At 73.2% G+C, this 19,182-nt stretch carries 19 protein-coding genes and 1 pseudogene; 5 read left to right on the forward strand and 15 right to left on the reverse strand.

Annotation, left to right across the window (positions count from 1 at the left end; translation table 11 throughout):
* Position 1 precedes the first annotated feature (1 nt).
* Both HFV08_RS26975 and HFV08_RS26980 read right to left on the reverse strand, forming a co-directional pair.
* Positions 2-691: an SDR family oxidoreductase gene (locus HFV08_RS26975; RefSeq protein WP_168543062.1), complete on the reverse strand. Its 690-nt coding sequence runs from the start codon at positions 689-691 to the stop codon at positions 2-4.
* A 73-nt stretch (positions 692-764) separates the two neighbouring features.
* A complete protein-coding gene (locus tag HFV08_RS26980; RefSeq protein ID WP_168543063.1) occupies positions 765-1,304 on the reverse strand; it encodes an LOG family protein in 540 nt (179 codons plus the stop codon).
* A gap of 255 nt (positions 1,305-1,559) precedes the next feature.
* Between HFV08_RS26980 and HFV08_RS26985 the strand changes: the two genes are divergently transcribed.
* Both HFV08_RS26985 and HFV08_RS26990 read left to right on the forward strand, forming a co-directional pair.
* Positions 1,560-1,883, forward strand: coding sequence for a DUF427 domain-containing protein (locus HFV08_RS26985; RefSeq protein WP_376770734.1), 324 nt, complete (start codon positions 1,560-1,562; stop codon positions 1,881-1,883).
* Positions 1,884-2,206: 323 nt separating this feature from the next.
* The gene (locus tag HFV08_RS26990) at positions 2,207-3,796 is read left to right on the forward strand and encodes a M4 family metallopeptidase (RefSeq protein ID WP_168543064.1); all 1,590 of its coding nucleotides are present in this window, start codon (positions 2,207-2,209) and stop codon (positions 3,794-3,796) included.
* Positions 3,797-3,923: 127 nt separating this feature from the next.
* On the opposite strand, the gene HFV08_RS26995 is transcribed toward HFV08_RS26990, so the two are convergent.
* Positions 3,924-4,820: an arginase family protein gene (locus HFV08_RS26995; protein WP_168543065.1), complete on the reverse strand. Its 897-nt coding sequence runs from the start codon at positions 4,818-4,820 to the stop codon at positions 3,924-3,926.
* Positions 4,821-4,965: 145 nt separating this feature from the next.
* Entirely contained in the window at positions 4,966-6,093 is a 1,128-nt protein-coding gene (gene mnmA / locus HFV08_RS27000) for a tRNA 2-thiouridine(34) synthase MnmA (protein ID WP_168543066.1), read from the reverse strand.
* Between the two features lie 118 nt (positions 6,094-6,211).
* On the opposite strand from mnmA, the pseudogene HFV08_RS31940 reads away from it, so the two are divergent.
* Positions 6,212-6,889 (forward strand): annotated as a pseudogene (locus HFV08_RS31940) (N-acetylmuramoyl-L-alanine amidase); the annotation flags it as partial.
* 511 nt (positions 6,890-7,400) lie between these two features.
* Here the strand turns inward: HFV08_RS31940 and HFV08_RS27010 are convergent.
* From HFV08_RS27010 to HFV08_RS27030, 5 genes are all read right to left on the reverse strand, one after another.
* Positions 7,401-8,192 (reverse strand): hypothetical protein, encoded by a 792-nt coding sequence (locus HFV08_RS27010; RefSeq protein WP_168543068.1) that lies wholly within the window; start codon positions 8,190-8,192, stop codon positions 7,401-7,403.
* Between the two features lie 268 nt (positions 8,193-8,460).
* The gene (locus tag HFV08_RS27015) at positions 8,461-9,270 is read right to left on the reverse strand and encodes an alpha/beta fold hydrolase (RefSeq protein ID WP_312885843.1); all 810 of its coding nucleotides are present in this window, start codon (positions 9,268-9,270) and stop codon (positions 8,461-8,463) included.
* An 87-nt stretch (positions 9,271-9,357) separates the two neighbouring features.
* On the reverse strand, positions 9,358-10,521 hold the full coding sequence (locus tag HFV08_RS27020) for a cysteine desulfurase family protein (protein ID WP_168543070.1): 1,164 nt from the start codon (positions 10,519-10,521) through the stop codon (positions 9,358-9,360).
* 108 nt (positions 10,522-10,629) lie between these two features.
* Positions 10,630-10,905 carry a DUF4190 domain-containing protein gene (locus tag HFV08_RS27025; protein WP_168543102.1) on the reverse strand — a complete coding sequence of 92 codons (276 nt, stop codon included), beginning with the start codon at positions 10,903-10,905 and terminating at the stop codon, positions 10,630-10,632.
* Between the two features lie 85 nt (positions 10,906-10,990).
* Positions 10,991-11,191: a hypothetical protein gene (locus tag HFV08_RS27030; RefSeq protein WP_168543071.1), complete on the reverse strand. Its 201-nt coding sequence runs from the start codon at positions 11,189-11,191 to the stop codon at positions 10,991-10,993.
* Between the two features lie 117 nt (positions 11,192-11,308).
* Here HFV08_RS27030 and HFV08_RS27035 point away from each other — a divergent pair, with 117 nt between their 5' ends.
* A complete protein-coding gene (locus tag HFV08_RS27035; RefSeq protein WP_168543072.1) occupies positions 11,309-11,935 on the forward strand; it encodes a TetR family transcriptional regulator in 627 nt (208 codons plus the stop codon).
* A 76-nt stretch (positions 11,936-12,011) separates the two neighbouring features.
* Positions 12,012-12,875 carry an alpha/beta fold hydrolase gene (locus HFV08_RS27040; protein ID WP_168543073.1) on the forward strand — a complete coding sequence of 288 codons (864 nt, stop codon included), beginning with the start codon at positions 12,012-12,014 and terminating at the stop codon, positions 12,873-12,875.
* A 132-nt stretch (positions 12,876-13,007) separates the two neighbouring features.
* Here the strand turns inward: HFV08_RS27040 and HFV08_RS27045 are convergent, their stop codons facing one another.
* From HFV08_RS27045 to HFV08_RS27070, 6 genes are all read right to left on the reverse strand, one after another.
* Positions 13,008-13,913 carry a glycoside hydrolase family 16 protein gene (locus tag HFV08_RS27045; RefSeq protein WP_168543074.1) on the reverse strand — a complete coding sequence of 302 codons (906 nt, stop codon included), beginning with the start codon at positions 13,911-13,913 and terminating at the stop codon, positions 13,008-13,010.
* Positions 13,914-14,217: 304 nt separating this feature from the next.
* Positions 14,218-14,877: a TOPRIM nucleotidyl transferase/hydrolase domain-containing protein gene (locus HFV08_RS27050; RefSeq protein WP_312885844.1), complete on the reverse strand. Its 660-nt coding sequence runs from the start codon at positions 14,875-14,877 to the stop codon at positions 14,218-14,220.
* 160 nt (positions 14,878-15,037) lie between these two features.
* Positions 15,038-15,994, reverse strand: a complete 957-nt coding sequence (locus HFV08_RS27055) for a helix-turn-helix transcriptional regulator (RefSeq protein ID WP_168543075.1) — start codon at positions 15,992-15,994, stop codon at positions 15,038-15,040.
* Between the two features lie 50 nt (positions 15,995-16,044).
* Entirely contained in the window at positions 16,045-16,908 is an 864-nt protein-coding gene (locus tag HFV08_RS27060; RefSeq protein WP_168543076.1) for a thioesterase family protein, read from the reverse strand.
* Positions 16,909-16,987: 79 nt separating this feature from the next.
* Positions 16,988-17,653: a trimeric intracellular cation channel family protein gene (locus tag HFV08_RS27065; RefSeq protein WP_168543077.1), complete on the reverse strand. Its 666-nt coding sequence runs from the start codon at positions 17,651-17,653 to the stop codon at positions 16,988-16,990.
* A gap of 163 nt (positions 17,654-17,816) precedes the next feature.
* Entirely contained in the window at positions 17,817-19,169 is a 1,353-nt protein-coding gene (locus tag HFV08_RS27070; protein ID WP_312885845.1) for an ABC transporter ATP-binding protein, read from the reverse strand.
* Positions 19,170-19,182 lie beyond the last annotated feature (13 nt).

The raw sequence follows: 19,182 nt of genomic DNA on the forward strand, positions 1-19,182 counted from the left end.
CTCAGCGCCCGGGCCGCACCGTCAGGTCGTTGACCTCGGCGTCGCGCGGCAGGTCGAGGGCGGCGAGCACCGCGGTGGCCACCGACTCGGGGTCGATCCAGCGGGCGGGGTCGTACTCCTTGCCCTCCTGCTGGTGGACCTTGGCCTGCATGGGGCTCGCGGTGCGCCCCGGGTAGACGGAGGTGACGCGCACCCCGTTGCCGTGCTCCTCGCCGCGCAGCGAGTCGGCGAGGGCCTTGAGGCCGTGCTTGGAGGCGGCGTAGGCGGACCAGTCGGGGTGGGCGTTGAGTCCCGCCCCGGAGTTGACGAAGACCACCTGGCCCTGGGCGAGGCGGAGTTGGGGCAGGAAGTGCCGGGTGAGCTCGGCGGGGGCGATGAGGTTGACGTTGAGCTGGTGGCGCCAGGTCCTGGGGGTGAGTTCGCCGACCGGGCCGAGGTCGACGACGCCCGCGACATGCAGCAGGGAGTCGACGCGGTCGGGCAGCGACTGGTGCGAGAAGGCCCAGGACAGCTTGTCGGGGTCGGCCAGGTCCCCGACCAGGGTGCGGGCCCCCGGGTGCGCGGCGGCGAGTTCCTTGGCGCGGCCCGCGTCCCGGGCGAGCAGGACGAGGTCGTCGCCCCGCGCGTGCAGGCGGCGGGCGAGGGCGGCGCCGATGCCGGAACCGGCGCCGGTGATCACATGAGTAGGCATGGGGCCATGCTCGCACCCGGCGCGCGCGGACCCGCCCTCCCTTCCGCCGGGCCCGCGGCGGGGGCAGCCGCCGTCACTGCTGCCCCGCCCCTTCCTCCAGGTAGGCGAGGGCGCCGACCGGTTCCTCGGCGAAGAAGACCAGCTCGGTCAGCGGCCGGTGCAGGAAGCCCTCCTGGTCCATGCGCAGGAACTGCTCGCGCAGCCCGTCGTAGAAGCCCGCGGAGTTGAGCAGGACCACCGGCTTGTCGTGGTGGCCGTGCTTCTTGAGTTCGAGTATGTCGGTGGCCTCGTCGAGGGTGCCCATCCCGCCGACCATGATCACCACGGCGTCGGCCTTGGCCAGCAGCAGCGCCTTGCGCTCGGCGAGGTCGCGGGCGATCACCATCTCGTCCACGCCGGTACGCGCCTTGGCGGAGAGGAATTCGACGCTGACGCCGACCAGGCGGCCGCCCTCGGAGGCGGCCGCGTCGGCGACCACCTTCATCAGGCCGCTGTCGGAGCCGCCCCAGACCAGGGTGTGCCCGCCGCGGGCGAGCAGTTCGCCGAACTCGCGGGCCGGGCCGGTGTACCGCTCGTCGAGGTCGGCGGCGGAGAGGAAGACGCAGATGTTCATGGGCACACCGTACGAGCAGGTGCCGACAGACGGCAGGGACCCCGTACCGCCTGTGGAAAACTCTCCTCGTACCGCCTGTGGACAACTTTCCGCAGCCCCCGCCCGCCCCGCGGAAGGTCAGGAGCAGAAGGTCAGGAAAGCCGCGCCGAGGACAGGAAAAGGTCCGAGGGCCGACAGGCCGGGCCGGAACGGGAAGCTCCGCCGGGTCCCGGGTGCTCTACTGTCCACGAACACCCGACAGCGAAGGGCATCGCCGTGAGCGACGGACATACGATCACCATCGAGCAGGGCACCGAGCACGTCCGCGTGGTGCACGACGGGCAGGTGCTCGCCGAGAGCACCCGTCCGCTGGTGCTGAAGGAGACGGGCTGCCCGCCGCGGTTCTATCTGCCGCCCGAGGATGTGCGCACCGACCTCCTCGAAGCCTCCGACAGCCACTCCGTCTGCCCCTTCAAGGGCACCGCCTCCTACTGGTCGCTGCCGGGCGGCAAGGACGAGGTGTGGGGGTACCCGGAGCCGCTGGCCGAGGTCGCGGCGATCAAGGACCACTACTGCTTCTACGAGGTCCAGGTGGTCTGACCACCGCCCCGGATCCTGGTGCCGGGCGTCCGCGAACTCCTCGCGGGCGCCCGGCACTTGCGTCTCCCCGGGCTCCGGTGCACCCGGGTCGCGTACCGCCTCTTCTGTTACAGCGGTCCGTGCGTCCCGTGTCGCCGTGTTGAGCGATGTTGTCCGTCATATGAACAAGCACGGGGCCAAGGGGACAGGGGATACGAGAGCAGGCAAATGGGGCGTGACATGTGCGCGGCGGAGTGCGAGCGTCCTCGGCAGGCAAGGCACGACACCTTGCCAGGCGGGCGGCCAGGCCGCCCAACTCCCCACACCCCACAGGAGATTCCCCCATGTCTTCGCTCCCCCGGATCCCCGGACGCAGAAACCGGCGGCTGGCCCTCGCGGGCGGTGCGGCCACCGTCGCCGCGGCGCTCCTCGCGGTCGGCGCCGCCTCCACCGCCGGTGCCGCCCCCGAGCAGAACACCGACACCTCGCTGACCGGCACCGCCCGCTCGCTCGGCCTCGGCGCCAAGGAGAAGCTGGTCGTCAAGGACGTCGTCAAGGACAAGGACGGCACCGTCCACACCCGCTACGAGCGCACCTACGCCGGGCTGCCCGTCCTCGGCGGCGACCTGGTCGTGCACCGCGCGAAGGGCGGCAAGGTCGAGGGCGTCACCAAGGCGGCCGAGGCCAGCATCAAGCTCGCCTCGCTGAGCCCGAAGCTCGCCCCGCACACCGCGCGTTCGGCGGCGCTCAAGGCGGCCGCGGCCGCCGAGGCGAAGAAGCCCACCACCGAGCAGGCCCCGCGCAAGGTCGTCTGGGCCGCCTCCGGCAAGCCCGTCCTCGCCTACGAGACGGTCGTCGGCGGCGTCCAGGAGGACGGCACCCCCAGCCGTCTGCACGTCATCACCGACGCCGGCACCGGCAAGAAGCTGTACGAGTTCCAGGACATCAAGAACGGCAGCGGCACCAGCCAGTACAGCGGCAAGGTCGAGGTCGGCAGCACGAAGTCCGACCAGGGCTTCGAGCTGGTGGACGGCGAGCGCGGCGGCCACGAGACCCGCGACCTGGACAACGCCGAGAGCGGCGAGGGCACGATCCTCACCGACGAGGACGACGACTGGGGCGACGGCACGCCCGAGAACAAGCAGACCGCCGGGGTGGACGCCGCCTACGGCTTCGCCCAGACCTCGGACTTCTACAAGGACGTCCTCGGCCGCGACGGCATCCGCGACGACGGCAAGGCGCCCACCTCGCACGTCCACTTCGGCACGGACTACGTCAACGCCTTCTGGGACCCGCAGACCTTCTCCATCTACTACGGCGACGGCGAGGGCGGCAAGAAGCCGCTGAACCAGCTGGACGTGGCCGGCCACGAGTTCAGCCACGGCGTGACCGAGGCGACCGCGGGCCTGGAGTACAGCGGGGAGTCCGGCGGCCTGAACGAGGCCACCTCCGACATCTTCGGCACCGCGATCGAGTTCCACGCGGACAACGCCGAGGACCCGGGCGACTACCTGCTCGGCGAGAAGATCGACATCAACGGCGACGGCACCCCGCTGCGCTACCAGGACAAGCCCAGCAAGGACGGCGCCTCGGCGGACTACTGGGACGAGAACACCGGCGACCTCGACGTGCACTACTCCTCCGGTGTCGCCAACCACTTCTTCTACCTGCTCTCCGAGGGCAGCGGCGCCAAGGAGATCAACGGCGTCGAGTACGACAGCCCGACCGCCGACGGCAGCACGGTCGAGGGCATCGGCAGGGACAAGGCGGTGCAGATCTGGTACAAGGCGCTGACCTCGTACTTCACCTCCACCACCGACTACGCGGGCGCCCGTGAGGGCACGCTGAAGGCCGCCGCCGACCTCTACGGCGAGGGCAGCCCGGAGACCGAGGCCGTGGCCGCCGCCTGGACGGGGGTGAACGTCAAGGGCTGACCCTTGCGATGAGCGCCGTTCCTTGAGTGGGGGTTCGGCGGGGCGGTGTCCGGCGGTGCCGGGCACCGCCCCATCGCGTTCGGCGTCCAGCGCACCCGAACAGCCGCCTCCCGCAGGGGAGTTCGGCTCACTGTCCGGTGAAGGCGCCCACCACCAGGTCCGCGAGCAGGGCGCCCGCGGTGCCCTCCGGGTCCAGGTCGGGGTCGTAGATGGTGACGTTGAGCCCGGCGCAGCGGCCGGAGCGGACCAAGGGGCCGAGCAGGGCGCGCAGTTCGCCCGGGAGCAGGCCGCCGGGGTCGGGGCTGTCGACCGCGGGCATCACCTCGGGGTCGAGGACATCCGCGTCGAGGTGCACCCAGAAGCCGTCCAGGGCGGGCGACTCCAGGGCGGCGAGCGCCTCCGCGGCCGTCCGCGCGCCACCGCGGGCGCGCAGCTCGCCGACCGTGACCGCCGCGATCCCGAGGTCCGCGAGCTCCGCCCGGTCCTCGTCGTAGTCCCGGATGCCGAAGAGCCGTACGTCCTCGTCCCGTACGTACGGCGCGCGGCCCTCCAGATCGCTGAGGTCGCGCTGGCCCCGGCCGGTGGCGAGGGCCAGCTCCTCGCCGCCCGCCGCGCCGACCGCGGCGGAGTTGCCGGGGTGGCGGAAGTCGGCGGAGCCGTCGATCGCGGCGATCCCGTAGCGGCCGATCCGGCGCAGCGCGAGCGAGGCGCCGAGCTGGATGGAGCAGTCGCCGCCGAGCACCAGGGGGAACTCACCGGCGCGTACGTGCCGTTCGATCCGGTCGGCCAGGCGCGGCGTGTAGGCGGCGAGCTGGGCGGCGTGGAAGACCCCGTCGCCCTCCTGCCAGTCGCCGCGGTCGTAGCGGGGCGGCACCACGACGCCGCCCTCGGCCGCCCCGAGCCGGTCGAGGATCCGCTGCTCGCGCAGCGCCCCGGCGAGCTTGTAGCAGCCGGGCACGGTACCCGGGGCCGGAGGCCGAAGGCCGAGGTTGGAGGGGGCGTCGAGCACCACGAGGTCGCGCATGCGGACCATCCTGCGTGCGGCGCTCGCGCCAATCAACTGCCTTTTCGGGAGGGGGCGGGAGGCCGGGGCGGGACGCTCCGGCCTCCGCGATGCCCGGCCGTCCTGTCCCCCGTGGACCGGGCCGCCCGGCCGCTCCCGCCGTCGGCTACGCCGCCGAAGTCGCCCGTACCGTCGAGGCGATGGTGGCCGAGCCGACGACCCGGTTGCCGTCGTAGAGCACGATGGCCTGGCCGGGGGCGACGCCGCGGGCGGGCTCGGTGAAGTCCACCCGCAGCTCGCCGTCGACGAGTTCGGCCCGCACCTCGCACTCGCCGCCGTGCGCGCGCAGCTGGGCGGTGTAGGTGGCGGGCCCGGTGGGGGGCGCCCCGCACCAGCGGGGCTTGACGGCGGTCAGCCCGCCGACGTCGAGGGCGGCGGCGGGGCCGACCGTGACCGTGTTGTCCACCGGCGAGATGTCCAGGACGTAGCGCGGCTTGCCGTCGGCGGCCGGGGTGCCGATCCGCAGGCCCTTGCGCTGGCCGATGGTGAAGCCGTAGGCGCCCTGGTGGCTACCGACCTTGGTCCCGGACTCGTCGACGATGTCGCCCTCCGCGCGGCCGAGGCGGCGGGAGAGGAAGCCCTGGGTGTCCCCGTCGGCGATGAAGCAGATGTCGTGGCTGTCGGGCTTCTTGGCGACCGCAAGCCCGCGCCGCTCGGCCTCCGCGCGGATCTCGTCCTTGGTGGTGAGGGTGTCACCGAGGGGGAACAGCGCGTGCGCGAGCTGGCGCTCGTCGAGCACCCCGAGGACGTACGACTGGTCCTTGGCCATGTCCGAGGCGCGGTGCAGCTCGCGGGAGCCGTCGGGCAGTGTGACGATCTGCGCGTAGTGCCCCGTGCACACCGCGTCGAAGCCGAGGGCGAGCGCCTTGTCGAGGAGCGCGGCGAACTTGATCTTCTCGTTGCAGCGCAGGCAGGGGTTGGGGGTGCGCCCCGCCTCGTACTCGGCGACGAAGTCCTCGACCACGTCCTCGCGGAAGCGCTCGGCGAGGTCCCAGACGTAGAAGGGGATGCCGATCACGTCCGCGGCCCGGCGGGCGTCGCGGGAGTCCTCGATGGTGCAGCAGCCGCGGGCTCCGGTACGGAAGGACTGCGGGTTCGCGGAGAGGGCGAGATGGACTCCGGTCACCTCGTGGCCGGCCTCGGCGGCGCGGGCGGCGGCGACGGCGGAGTCCACGCCGCCGGACATGGCGGCCAGTACGCGAAGGGGGCGGGTGCGCGCGGGGATCTCAGTCATAACCCGTCCAGAGTACGGGCCCGGGGAACTAAATTCGCGCGCGTATCCGTTGGACGATGGCAAACGGGACGAAGAGTGCGCGGGGGGTATCCGAGCGGGGGCGGGACGGAGGAGGGACGTGGGGCGCGAGCCCGGCGGTGGCGGCGAGGCGAAGGCGGGAAGCGACGGCGACCGGCGGATCAGCAGACGGACCCTGCTGATCGGCGGGACCGCGGCGGCCGTCGGCACCGGGCTGCTCGCGCGCGACCAGCTCGGCCGCACCTGGTGGCGGCTGCCCGGCGTGGAGAAGCCGCGCAAGCCCGGCGAGGTCGACTTCGCCGGGGCCGAGTGGATCGGCGCCTCCCCTGCGAACTGGCGGCGCGCGGACCGCCCCGACGACTACGCCATCGACATGGTGGTCGTGCACGTCACCCAGGGCAGCTACCGCTCCACCCTGAAGGTCTTCCGCGACCCGGCGCACCAGGCCGCCACCCACTACGTCGTCCGCGGCGACGGCGAGGTGACCCAGATGATCCGCGAGCTGGACGTCGCCTTCCACGCCGGGAACCGCGCGTACAACGAGCGCAGCGTCGGCATCGAGCACGTCGGCTGGGTGGACCGCCCCGAGTCCTTCACCGAGGAGATGTACCGGGCCTCGGCCCGACTGACCGCCGGGATCTGCGCGCGGTACGACATCCCCGTCGACCGGAAGCACATCATCGGGCATGTGGAGGTGCCGGGCACCGACCACACCGACCCCGGCAGGTTCTGGGACTGGGGGAAGTATCTGCGCCTGGTCCGGGAGGCCGGGGCGGCCGGGGCGGAGAGGAAGTCCGGGAAGGCCGGGAAGGCCGAGAAGGCCGGGAAGGCCGGGAAGGCCGAGAAGGCCGGGAAGGCTGGGGCGGCGAAGGCCGGGGCGGAGAAGGAGACCGGGAAGGCAGCGCGCCCGGAGCGGTAGGGGGCGGGGGGGCCGAGGGGCCGGGGCCGCTGAGAAGCCCCGGGGACCGGGAGTGGCGGCGGGGGCTGATGCGGGAGTGGTGGCGGGGGCTGAGAGCTGAGGGCTGACAGCGACAATTGACAGCTGACGGATAACAGATGACGGATATCACTATCTGTCATCCGTCATCCGTCACATGTCACCTGTCGCCCGCCGGTCGCCCCACACGGCCCGAGTCCGGACTCCCGAGCCCCCACGCCCAGAGGACGCCCAACTCTCCTTCGCCCAGCAGCGGTTGTGGTTCCTGCACCGCCTGGAGGGCGAGAGCTCCACCTATACGCTGCCCCTCGCCTTCCGGCCGCACGGCCCTGACCCGCCCACCCCGCCCCACCTACGGCAGCTTCCCCGCCTGAGCCTTCGCCAGCGGCACCGGAAAGGCGAACCCCTTCCCCGAGACGATCGCGCCGAGGTTCAGCGCGCTGAAGTAGGCGAGCGTCCGGCCCTTGCGCACCACGACGACCTTGAAGGAGGCCTTGTCGTGGCCCTCCTGGCTGACCACCGTGAAGGCGGTCGCCTCCTCGCCGAGGGCCGGGGCCTTGTCGGCCGCCACCGAGACGATCTTCATCTCCTCGCCGTGGGCGCGGGTGGTGAAGCCGCCCTTGCAGGAGTCCACGCCCTTGCGGAGGGCGGCCATCGCGGAGGGGGCGCCGTTCGCCTCGTAGGAGGCCACGGTGATCATGGACTTCGTGGTGTCGAAGGCCGATTCGAGGTCCTTGACGTCCTTCCCGGCGGGCTGGGAGAGCGCCTGGCGCTCCGCGGTCGCCGCGGGGCCGCCGGTGGTGGTGCCGAGCGCGGCGAGGGCGAGCGGTCCGCACGCGTCCCGGGAGGTCTCGACCTCCGACTCCTCGGTGTGGTCGACCTCGGCGCGCTTGTCGATCCGGTGCCCCGGGACATCGCCGTCCGCGACCGCGGCCTTCTCCAGCGCGGCCGCGCTCAGCACCTCGCCCTTCGCCTCCGCGGGGGCCGAGGCGGCGGGTGTGGACGCGCCGCCCTTCTCCTTGCCCCCTTCGGAACCGGACGCCTCCGTACCGTCCGAACTTCCGCAGGCGGCGAGCAGCACGAGCGCCAGAGCGGTCGCGGTACCCGCAGCGGTACGGCGCAGTGCGCGCGAGGTGGTGTCCACGACGTTCCTCCTGTGTGTGCCTGATCCGGCAGGTGCCCGGTACCCGAGGACCGCGACGCGGGCCCCGGCCGCGGTCAGCACACCCTAGAGGAGCGGCCCCTCACCCCCGGCCCCGGGCTCGGCACCCGCAGCCGCTCCCACAGCCACTCCCGCACCCGCACCCGCACCCGCACCAACCCTCCGCGGTCGCCGAACAGACCCCGTACACCCGGCAGTTGACCCTCAGCCCCCGACCCTCGCCCTTCCCCTCACCCCCGACCCTCGTCCCTCACCCCCGCCCCTCGGCCCGCCCCCACAGTGCCCGCAGTGCCGCGTTCACCCGCTCCGGCTGCTGGGTGTGCGGGTAGTAGCCGGGGACGGTGAGATGGTCGCCGCCGATCTCGCGGGCCACGACCCGGGCCGCCGCCCGCAGGGCCTCGCCCGCGTACTTCCGGTAGAGCGGCGGCGCGTCCTCCCAGTCCCCCGCGATCACCAGCTTCGGCCAGGGCGCCGCGGCGAGCGGCGCGAGGTCGCCCGCCGCCTCCCAGACCGGCCGCTCCCGCATCGAGGTCCGTACCGCACGCAGCCTGCGCGGTGTCGGCTCCGGCATCGTCATGCCGAGACCCTCGGTGGAGGCGCGCAGATAGTCCTCGGCCGGGGTGTCCTCGGGTACCGGGACGGCGTCCGCGGTGCGCTCCAGGAGGGCGGCGACGGCCGGTTCCCCGGCGGCCGGCCAGAAGGCGGCGGGCTGGATCAGCGCGAGGGAGCGGACCAGGCCGGGGTGGAGGGCGGCGGCGAGCAGCGCGGCGAGACCGCCGTTGGCGTGGCCCACCAGGTGGGCGCCCGCGGGGAGTTCGGCGAGGACCTCGGCCAGGTCCGCGGCGTCGGTCTCGAAGTCGCTGCGCCGGATGTCCGGGGAGTCGCCGTAGCCGCGCCGGTCGACGAGGTGGAGCGGGCGGTCTGCGGCGAGCGGGCGCTGCGCCCCGAAGCCGTACGCCTCGTCGGTCCCCCAGGTGAAGATGCCGTGCGCGAAGACCGCGGGCGGCGTGCCTTCCGCGGACCCGGCGCCGTCCCAGACCGTCACATGTACCCGCGTCACACCGCTCGCCCTCCTCGGTTCGGGCGCCTCAGTCTGCCGCAGCCGCCTCCGGGCGCCGGACGGCATCCCCTGGGCCGGGGTGTGCGCTCAGGAGAGCCCGGCCGTACGGGCGCGTTCGACGACGGGCCCGATCGCCTTGGCGAGGGCGTCGACATCGGCCTGGCCGGAGGTGTGGCCGAGGGAGAACCGCAGGGTGCCGCGGGCGAGTCGGGGGTCGCTGCCGGTGGCGAGCAGGACGTGGCTGGGCTGGGCGATGCCCGCGGTGCAGGCGGAGCCGGTGGAGCAGGCGATGCCCTGGGCGTCCAGGAGCAGCAGCAGGGAGTCGCCCTCGCAGCCGGGGAAGCTGAAGTGGGCGTTGGCGGGCAGCCGGTCGACCGGGTCGCCGCCGAGGACCGCGTCCGGTACGGCCTCCCGTACCGCCTCGATCAGCCGGTCGCGCAGGGCGCCGATCTCGCGGGCGAACTCCTCGCGGCGTTCGGCGGCGAGCCGGGCGGCGACCGCGAAGGCCGCGGTGGCGGGGACGTCGAGGGTGCCGGAGCGGACCTGCCGCTCCTGGCCGCCGCCGTGCAGTACGGGTACGGGGGTGTGGTCGCGGCCGAGCAGCAGGGCGCCGATGCCGTAGGGGCCGCCGATCTTGTGGGCGGAGACGGTCATCGCGGCGAGCCCGGAGGCGGCGAAGTCGACCGGCAGCTGGCCGACGGCCTGGACCGCGTCGGCGTGCAGCGGGACGCCGAACTGTGCTGCCACGGCGGCGAGTTCGCGGACCGGCTGGACGGTGCCGATCTCGTTGTTGGCCCACATGACGGTGGCCAGGGCGACATCGGAGGGCTCGCGGGCGAGGGCCTCGCGCAGCGCCTCGGGGTGGACGCGCCCGTAGGAGTCGACCGGCAGGTACTCGACGCGGGCGCCCTCGTGGGTGGCGAGCCAGTCGACGGCGTCCAGGACCGCGTGGTGCTCGACGGGGCTGGCCAGGACCCGGGTGCGGGCCGGGTCCTCGGCCTTGCGGGACCAGTACAGGCCCTTCACCGCGAGGTTGTCGGCCTCGGTGCCGCCGGAGGTCAGCACGACCTCGCTCGGCCGGGCGCCCAGGGAGGCGGCGAGCATCTCGCGGGCCTCCTCGACGGTGCGCCGGGCGGTGCGCCCCGCCGCGTGGAGCGAGGAGGCGTTGCCGGTGACGGCGAGGTGGGCGGTCAGCGCCTCGATCGCCTCCGGAAGCATCGGAGTGGTCGCGGCGTGGTCGAGATAGGCCATGGTGCGCACGATTCTACGAGGCCCTCGGGGGGCCGTGTCCGGCGCGGGGGGCGCGAGGACCGCGGGCGTGCGCCCCGGGGCGGTCGGGGTGGCCGGAGCCGGGCGGTGTCAGCCGCCGAAGCTCCAGACCCCGCCGGACTGGACGAGCGTGGCGAGCACGATCAGGTCGGCGACGCCGAGGCCGAGGCCGAGGAGCGCGCGGCCGCGGCGCTGGGTCCCGCGCCACAGGGCGGCTCCGGCCAGCGCGATGGCGATCGGGCCGAGCACGATGTTGAGGACGAGCAGCCCGAGCAGGCCGAGCACGAACGAGGCGACGGCCATGCCGTCGGCGTCGCGGACACCGGGGCGGCGCTGGGGGGTGTCGGTGGTGGCGGTGAGTTCCAGCATGGTGGGCTCCCTGGTCAGGTCGTGACGGGACGGGGTGCGCGGGGCAGGGCCCGGGTGCGGGCGCCCCGCGGGAGGCGGCGGCTCAGGAGTGGCCGCCCTGCGGGGTGCGGGCGGCGGCCGTCCGGCCCGTACGCGTCCGGCGGCCGTGGTACTCGCGGGCCGTGAAGACGGCGAGCCAGACGCCGATGACGGCGGCGGCCACCAGCGAGACGGTCAACGGGGCGTGGACCACCGCCCCCAGGACGATGCCGAGCAGCATCAGCGCGGCGACGAGGAACAACATGGGGCACCTCTCGTGGAAGATTCGGTGAACGCTTGTGGTTACAACTGTTCACTGACTTCAGTGTTCTCCCCAGCCCCCCGGGTTGTCAATTCCAGAGAACAATCGTTAACTGATGTCATGAGTCACACCGTCGGCGTCCGGCAGGCGCAGAAGCAGAAGACGCGGCAGGCGCTGCTCGACGCGGCCCTGGTCCTCCTGGAGGAGCAGAGCCTCAGCAGCCTGGGCATCCGCGAGGTCACCCGCGCCGTGGGAGTGGCACCGACGGCCTTCTACCGGCACTTCCGCAGCACCGCCGACCTCGGCATCGCCCTGGTCGAGGAGGCGCTCGGCAGCCTCCACCCGCTGATCGAGTCGCTGCTCGCCGAGCACGACGACAGCGAGCAGCTCATCGCCCACATGGTCGACCTCATCAGCGCGCATGTGCAGGACCACCCCTCGCACGTCCGCTTCCTGGCCCGCGAGCGCCACGGCGGGGTCCAGCCGGTACGCGCCGCGATGGCCACCCAGCTCCAGCGCTTCGCCGAGGAGGTACGGGTCGGCCTCGCCACCCAGGCCGAGTCCCGCGGCTGGGGCGAGGACGACCTGCTGATGCTCTCCCGCCTGTACGTGGACCACATGGTGATGACGGCCTCGGAGCTGGTGGAGGCGGAGCCGGGCACCGAGGAGGCGCTCAAGGACACGGCCCGCCGCCAGATGCTGGTGATACACCTCGGCCGCGCCCACTGGCTCGACCACCGGGGCTGAGTCCGCTCCCGGTCACCGGGACCGATCCCGCACCGGAGCCTGCCGCGAGCGCCGTACAGCGCCTACGCTCGGGATCATGAGTGACGGCGCCTGGACCACCAGCGGCACACACGACGGGGAACTCGACCGCGAGGTGCTCACCTCGGGCGGCACGGTGCGCTGGGCCCGCTTCGGCCCCGAGGACGCGCCCCCGGTCGTGCTGCTGCACGGCACCCCCTTCTCCTCCTACGTCTGGCGCGGGCCCGCGGCCGCCCTCGCGCAGGAGTTCCGGGTGCACCTCTGGGACATGCCGGGGTACGGGGCCTCCGAGATGCGCAGCGGGCAGGACGTCACGCTGGCCTCCCAGGCGCGGGTCTTCACCGAGCTCCTCGACCACTGGGGCCTGGCCGAACCGGCCGTCGCCGCCCACGACTTCGGCGGCTGCGTCGCCCTGCGCGCCCATCTGCTGCACGGCGCCCGCTACTCCCGCCTCGCCCTGGTCGACCCGGTGGCCCTCGCCCCCTGGGGCTCCGCCACGTACCGGCTGCTCGGGGCCCATGCCGAGGTCTTCGGGGAGCTGCCGCCCGCCCTGCATGAGGCCCTGGTGCGCGCCTACCTCTCCTCGGCGAGCCACCACGGACTGCCCGCGCACACCCTGGACCGCCTCGCCGCCCCCTGGTGCACCGAGGAGGGCCGCGCCGCCTTCTACCGCCAGATCGAGCAGAACGACCAGCGCTTCACCGACGAGATCCAGGGCCGGTACGGGGAGTTGGCGCTGCCGGTGCTGCTGTGCTGGGGCGCCGAGGACACCTGGATCCCGCCGGAGAAGGGCCGGGAGCTGGCCGCGCTGATCCCGGGCTGCACCCTGCTGCCGATCGAGGAGGCCGGACACCTGGTCCAGGAGGACGCGCCGGCCGAACTCACCGCGGCCCTGGGCGCCTTCCTGCGCACCGCTTCCTGAACGCACTCCCCCGGGCACGGCAACGGACCGCGTCCGGAACCCGGTTGGGGTTCCGGACGCGGTCCGGGGCGGATGCGGCGGGGCCCGACCGGAGAGCCCCGCCGCACCGGGTACGTCACCTCACCGGGTACGTCACTTCGCCGGGAGAGCCTTGTCGGCGGTGGAGACGCGGACGTAGTCGACGACCAGCTCCTGCGGGAACTGGGTGCTGCCGTCCGGGTTGCCGGGCCAGTCGCCGCCCACCGCGAGGTTGAGGATGAGGAAGAAGGGCTTGTTGAAGACCCACTGGTTGCCGTTCAGATCGGCGGGGGTGCGGGTCTGGTAGACGTTGCCGTCCACGGACCAGCTGATCTTCTCCGGCGACCAGTCGATCGCGAAGGTGTGGAAGTCGTCGGCGAAGACCTTGCCGTCGGGGAGGGTGTAGCCCGCGCCGATGCCGCCGCCGCCCGAGTAGCCGGGGCCGTGGATCGTGCCGTGGACGGTGCTGGGTTCGAAGCCGACGTTCTCCATGACATCGATTTCCCCGGAGTTCGGCCAGCCCACGTTGCCGATGTCGTCGCCGAGCATCCAGAAGGCGGGCCAGATGCCCTGGCCGCGCGGCATCTTCAGCCGGGTCTCCACGTGGCCGTAGGTGGAGCTGAACTTGCCGGAGGTGTTCAGGCGGGCCGAGGTGTACTCGCAGGTGCCGTACCAGCACTGGTAGTTGTTCGGGTTCTCCTTGCGGGCGGTGATGACCAGGTTGCCCTGGCCGTCGAGGGCCGCGTTGCTGTTGCCCGCCGTGTAGTACTGGCGCTCGTGGTTGTTGCCGCCGTTGTCGCCGGTCTCGATCTGCCACTTGCCGCCGTCGACCGCCGAGCCCGCGGGCCCGTCGAAGTTGTCGGTGAAGGTGTCCGCGGCGAGGGCGCCCCCGGACCGCTCCGGGGCGGGGGCCGCCGAGGCGGGGACGGCGGTCATGGCGCCCGCGACGCAGAGCAGCGAGGTGGCGCAGAGCGCGAGGCGGCTGCGCTTCGAGAGGTGCCTTGGCTTGTGCACAGTCATCACATCTCCTGGGCGAGTGGGGGGCATGTGCATGACAAATGACTCCGAGAGATGAACGCAGGAGCGCCGGACTCGGGGGCCGTTGCTTCAGTTCTTGATTTAAGAGAGCCCCCGGAGTGCCGTCAAGAAGCTGGACCGGAGCAGAAAACGGAAGCCGCCGAGCGGGGGTGCGCGGCACCGGGGCCGACCGCTCCGAACGGGCGGCAGACGGCTCCCGGGCGCTCCGGGCGGGCGGGAGGAGTCGGCAGCAGCCGGACATCCGGACCGTCCGGGCGGCCGTTCGGGGCCCGAACGGGCAGCGTGCTCAGACCGCGGCGAGCAGACGCGCGAGCGGCGCCGGAACCCGGCCGGGGTCCAGGTGCTCCACCAGCGCCCGGGCGTACTGCGCCTTGCGGCCGCTGTGGGTGCCGAGGAAGCGCCGCAGCTGCCGCTCGACGCTCCGGCCGCGCTGCGCGGGCTGCTTCTGGAAGGTGCGGAAGGGGCGCAACTCCCCCTCGTACGCCACCACTTGCTGAACGGCCTCGGCGCCGAGCGCCCGGATCAGCTCGTCCTCCAGATCCGCGACACAGACCTCGAAGCCGAGTTCCGCGAGGCTTTCCCGGCCGCCTTCGGCCGCCAGCCCGGCGCGTTCCAGACTCCGGCGGAAGTACGGCTCCTCGGCGGCGTCGCACAGTCCCGCGAGGCGGAGGCCGAGTCCCTGCGGACCGAGGTGGCCGAGGAAGCGCCCGATGCTGGTGGCTCCGCCGAGCGGCACCAGGCAGACGCCCTCCGCCGCCAGGTTCCGGCCGCTGCGGACGGCCAGTGTCTCGATCGCCGTCCGGTCGCTGACGCCTTCCACCAGCACCGCTGTCCGTACCCCCGTGACGGGCAGCAGCTCGCGCGCTTCCCCGGCCGCCGGCTCGCTCCCGGCCCCGCCCGCGGCCCAGCGCACCACCGCCTCGGTGAAGCGCCGCATCTCGTTCACCCGCTCAGTCTTCCAGCACCGGACTCCGTTCCGGCAAGGCTTTTTCGCCGCGGCGGCCCGCGCCAGGCCGGAAGACGCCAGCGGTTGACCGCGATGGGCCACCCGCGAGGGACGGCGAACCGGGCGGTGGGCCGCCGGACCTCGTGCCCCCGCCGACCCGCTACCCGTACAGCGCCGCGACCGCGGCCGCCGCGCGGGCCAGTTCCTCGCGGGCCTCGGGCGGGGAGAGGATCTCCAGGCGGTCGGTGAAGGCGAGCAGGGAGCGCACCTCCTGGACGACGCCGTAGGCCAGCCGCGCGGTGACCCACTCGCCGGTGCCCTCCTCCCGCGGCAGCTCCCTCAGCGCCGAGCCGTTCATCCGCAGGAACATGTCCAGGCGCTCCCTGCGCACCCGCACGGTGACCGTGAGCGGGGCCTCCCGCTCCTCCACCTGTCTTCTCAACTGCTCCCAGACCTCCGGGAGTTCGACCCCCGGACGGCGCCTGACCGGCTCCGCGGCGAGCCGGGCCTCCTGCATCCGGTCGGCACGGAAGAGCCGGGGCCTGCCCCGCCGGTCCGCGACCAGGTACCAGACCCCCGCCTTGGCGACCAGACCATAGGGATCGACCGTGTACGTACGCGCCTCGGCGTCCCCGCTGTGCCGGTAGCGCAGCCGCAGCCGCCGGTCGGCGAAGACCGCGTCCTGCAGCGCCTCCAAGTCGACCGGCTGCTGCGGGCCGCCCTTCCAGCGGGAGGCGTCCACCAGGATGCGGCGGCTGGTGAGTTCGGCCGCCGGCCGGTGCGGGGCGGGCAGCGCGGCCATCACCTTGCGCAGCGCGGAACCGAGCGCGTCGTCCAGGCCGAGCGCCGCGTGCGCCCCGGGACCGGCGAGCACGAACAGCGCCCGGGACTCCTCGGCGGTCAGCCCCGTGACATCGGTGCGGTAGCCGGGCAGCAGCGAGATCCCGCCATGCCGCCCGCGCTCCGCGTACACCGGCACCCCGGCCGCCGAGAGCGCCTCGACATCGCGGTAGATGGTGCGTACGGAGACCTCCAGGCGGGCGGCGAGGTCCTGGGCGGGCACCCGGTCCCGGGTCTGGAGCAGCAGCAGGATCGACAGGAGCCGGTCGGATTTCACGGCTCAAGCATCCCCCGGGCTCCCGGCGGCGCGCGGTCCGCCCCGGCCGGTCAGCCGGTGAGGCGGACCCGGGCGAGCTGGCGGGACTGGCAGACCAGCCGGTCGGCGGTGTCCCAGACCTCGACGTCCTCCTCCAGGAAGCCGCCCGCGAGGTTGCGGGTGGTGATCGCCACCCGCAGTGGTCCGGGGGCCGGGCGGCAGCGGACGTGCGCGGTCAGCTCGATGGTCGGCACCCAGCCCTTGATGCCGAGTTCGAAGCTGGTGGGCGGCAGTCCGTCGACCGTCATGAGCAGCGAGAGCGGGTCGGCGTCGCGGCCGTCGGCGAGCCCGAACCAGCCGCGCATCTCGCCCTTGCCGGAGGGCGAACCGAGCGCCCAGCCCAGGGTGGCGGGGTCGAGTTTGAGCCAGAGCCGCTCGGTGATCGCGGAGCTGCCGGAGACCGTCCCGCGGCCGTTGTCGGGGGCGTCCTGGGGGCCGAAGCACTGCTCGGGCGGCGGGAAGGAGGGCGGCTCGGCGGAGGTGCGGACGTCGTCCGGCAGCGCGTCCAGGTCCCCGTAGGAGGCGAGCACCCGCAGCCGCTCGACCTCCTCGCCGTTCGCGTCCCGCTGGAAGAGGGAGGCCTGCCCGGTCGACAGGGTGCGGCCGGTGCGCACCACCTCGGTACGGATGACCGCCGGGCCCGGTACGGAGGCGGTGAGGTAGTGGGCGGTGATCGTGAACGGGTCCGGGTGCGGCAGCGCGTCGGCGAGCGCCCGGCCGAGCACGGCGAGGAGGTAGCCGCCGTTGACCGCGGCGATGATGGTCCAGCCCGCGGAGAGTTCGGTGTCATAGACGCCGGGTTCGCGCCGGGTGACCGCGGTGTCGCGGTCGAACTCGCTGGCGCCGATCGCGGCGGCGGGGGCTGCTTCTGTCATGGCGGCACGGTACAACAGATCATTACTGAGCGGTAGCTTTCCTCTGGGGGCGGCCGCTCACCGCAGCCGCTCCGGGGACTCAGCCCTCTTCCCGCTCGGCCACCTCGGAGCGCCGGTTCCAGGCCCGCGGGGCGCGCCAGTGGTAGCGCATGGCGAGCAGCCGGAGGATGAAGACGGTGACCACGGCGAGGGTGGCGGTGGCCCCGTTGAGCATCCCGTGGTCGATGAAGAGGACGACCAGGGTGGCGCCGACCACGGCGGGCACCGCGTACAGGTCCCGGTCCCAGCGCAGCAGCGAGGGCACCTCGTTGGCGAGCACATCGCGCAGCACACCGCCGCCCACCGCGGTGGCGAGGCCGAGCACCGCGGAAGCGGTCAGACCGAGCCCGTAGGCGTACGCCTTCACCGCGCCCGTCACACAGAACAGGCCGAGGCCCGCGGCGTCGAAGATGTTCACGCCGAGCTGGAGCCGCTCCACCTCCGGGTGGAGGAAGAAGACCAGGACCGTGACGACCAGCGGGGTCAGGAAGTAGCCGAGGTCGGTGAAGGCCGCGGGCGGTACGGCGCCGATCATCAGGTCGCGGAAGATGCCGCCGCCGAGCGCGGTGACCTCGGCGAGCACGGCGATGCCGAAGACGTCGAAGTTCTTGCGCACCGCGAGCAGCGCGCCGGAGATGGCGAAGACGAAGATTCCGGCGACGTCGAGCGCGTGCTGGAGGGAGGGCGCGTACAGATCCTGGACCACGCGCTATTCATACCTGGACGGCCCGGTACGGCAAAGCCGGATCAAGGCGGGCACGACGAAGCCGGACGGAGGGGGCGGTGCCCGCGTGGGACCGGTCCCGCGCGCGGGAACCCGCGGGCCGCCCTCCTCCGTCCGGCTCGCCCCGGCGACAACTCCCGGGGGGCTACTTGTCGGTGCCGGGCCGGGACCCGGTTCCGGGGTCCTCGGACGGAGAGTCCACGGAGGCAGCGTCCCCGGACACGGGAGCCTCGGACACCGGGGCCCCGGACTCGGCATCCCGGGACCCGCGGTCCCCGGATACGGAGTCCTTGGACACGGAGTCCGCGGACACGGGATCCGCGGACGCAGCCCCCGCGGGCTCCTCCTCGACCGGCCCGCCGCCCACGGTCACCACGCTGATGGCGTCCACGGCGGCGCGCAGCAGTTCGGTGTCCTGGGGTGCCTGGTCCTCGGCGTTCTCCGGGTGGTGGCAGGCGACCTGCTGGCCCGGGCCGAGCTGGAGCAGCGGCGGCTCCTGGGTGGTGCAGATCTTCGTGGCCTTCCAGCAGCGGGTGTGGAAGCGGCAGCCGCTGGGCGGGGACATCGGCGAGGGCACGTCACCGGTGAGCAGGATGCGCTCGCTCTTGGTGTTGCGCCGCCTGGGGTCCGGGATCGGGACCGCGGAGAGCAGGGCCTTGGTGTACGGGTGCATCGGCTGCGTGTACAGGGCCTGCCGGTCGGCGAGTTCGACGATCTTGCCGAGGTACATCACCGCGATCCGGTCCGAGACATGGCGTACCACCGAGAGGTCGTGCGCGATGATCACGTAGGTCAGGCCGAGTTCGCTCTGCAGGTCGTCGAGGAGGTTGACGACCTGGGCCTGGATGGAGACGTCGAGCGCGGAGACCGGCTCGTCGGCGACCACCAGCTTCGGGTTGAGGGCGAGCGCGCGGGCGATGCCGATGCGCTGGCGCTGGCCGCCGGAGAACTCGTGCGGATAGCGGTTGTAGTGCTCGGGGTTGAGGCCCACCACCGAGAGCAGCCGCTGGACCTCCGCCTTGACCCCGCCCTCGGGCTTCACGCCCTGGAGCTTGAAGGGCGCGCCTACGATGGTGCCGATGGTGTGGCGCGGGTTGAGGGAGGAGTACGGGTCCTGGAAGATCATCTGCACATCGCGGCGCAGCGGGCGCATGCCGCGCACGTTCAGGTGCGTGATGTCCTTGCCCTGGAACTCGACGCTGCCCGCGGTCGGTTCGAGCAGCCGGGTGATCAGGCGGCCCATCGTCGACTTGCCGCAGCCGGACTCGCCGACCACGCCGAGGGTCTCCCCCGCGCGGACCTCGAAGTCGAGTCCGTCCACCGCCTTCACCGCGGCGACCTGGCGCTGGAGCAGCCCCTTGCGGATCGGGAAGTGCTTCTGCAGGCCCCTGACCCTCAGCAGCGTCTCACCCGGCGCGGGGTCCTTCGTCAGGGTGGCGGTGCCGCCCGCGGCCTCGGGCTCCGGGGCGCCGGCGGTGGGTTTCTCCTCGCGCGTCACGGGCGTGTCCTCG

The sequence above is a fragment of the Streptomyces physcomitrii genome, assembly GCF_012273655.1.
Taxonomy (GTDB): Bacteria; Actinomycetota; Actinomycetes; order Streptomycetales; family Streptomycetaceae; genus Streptomyces; species Streptomyces physcomitrii.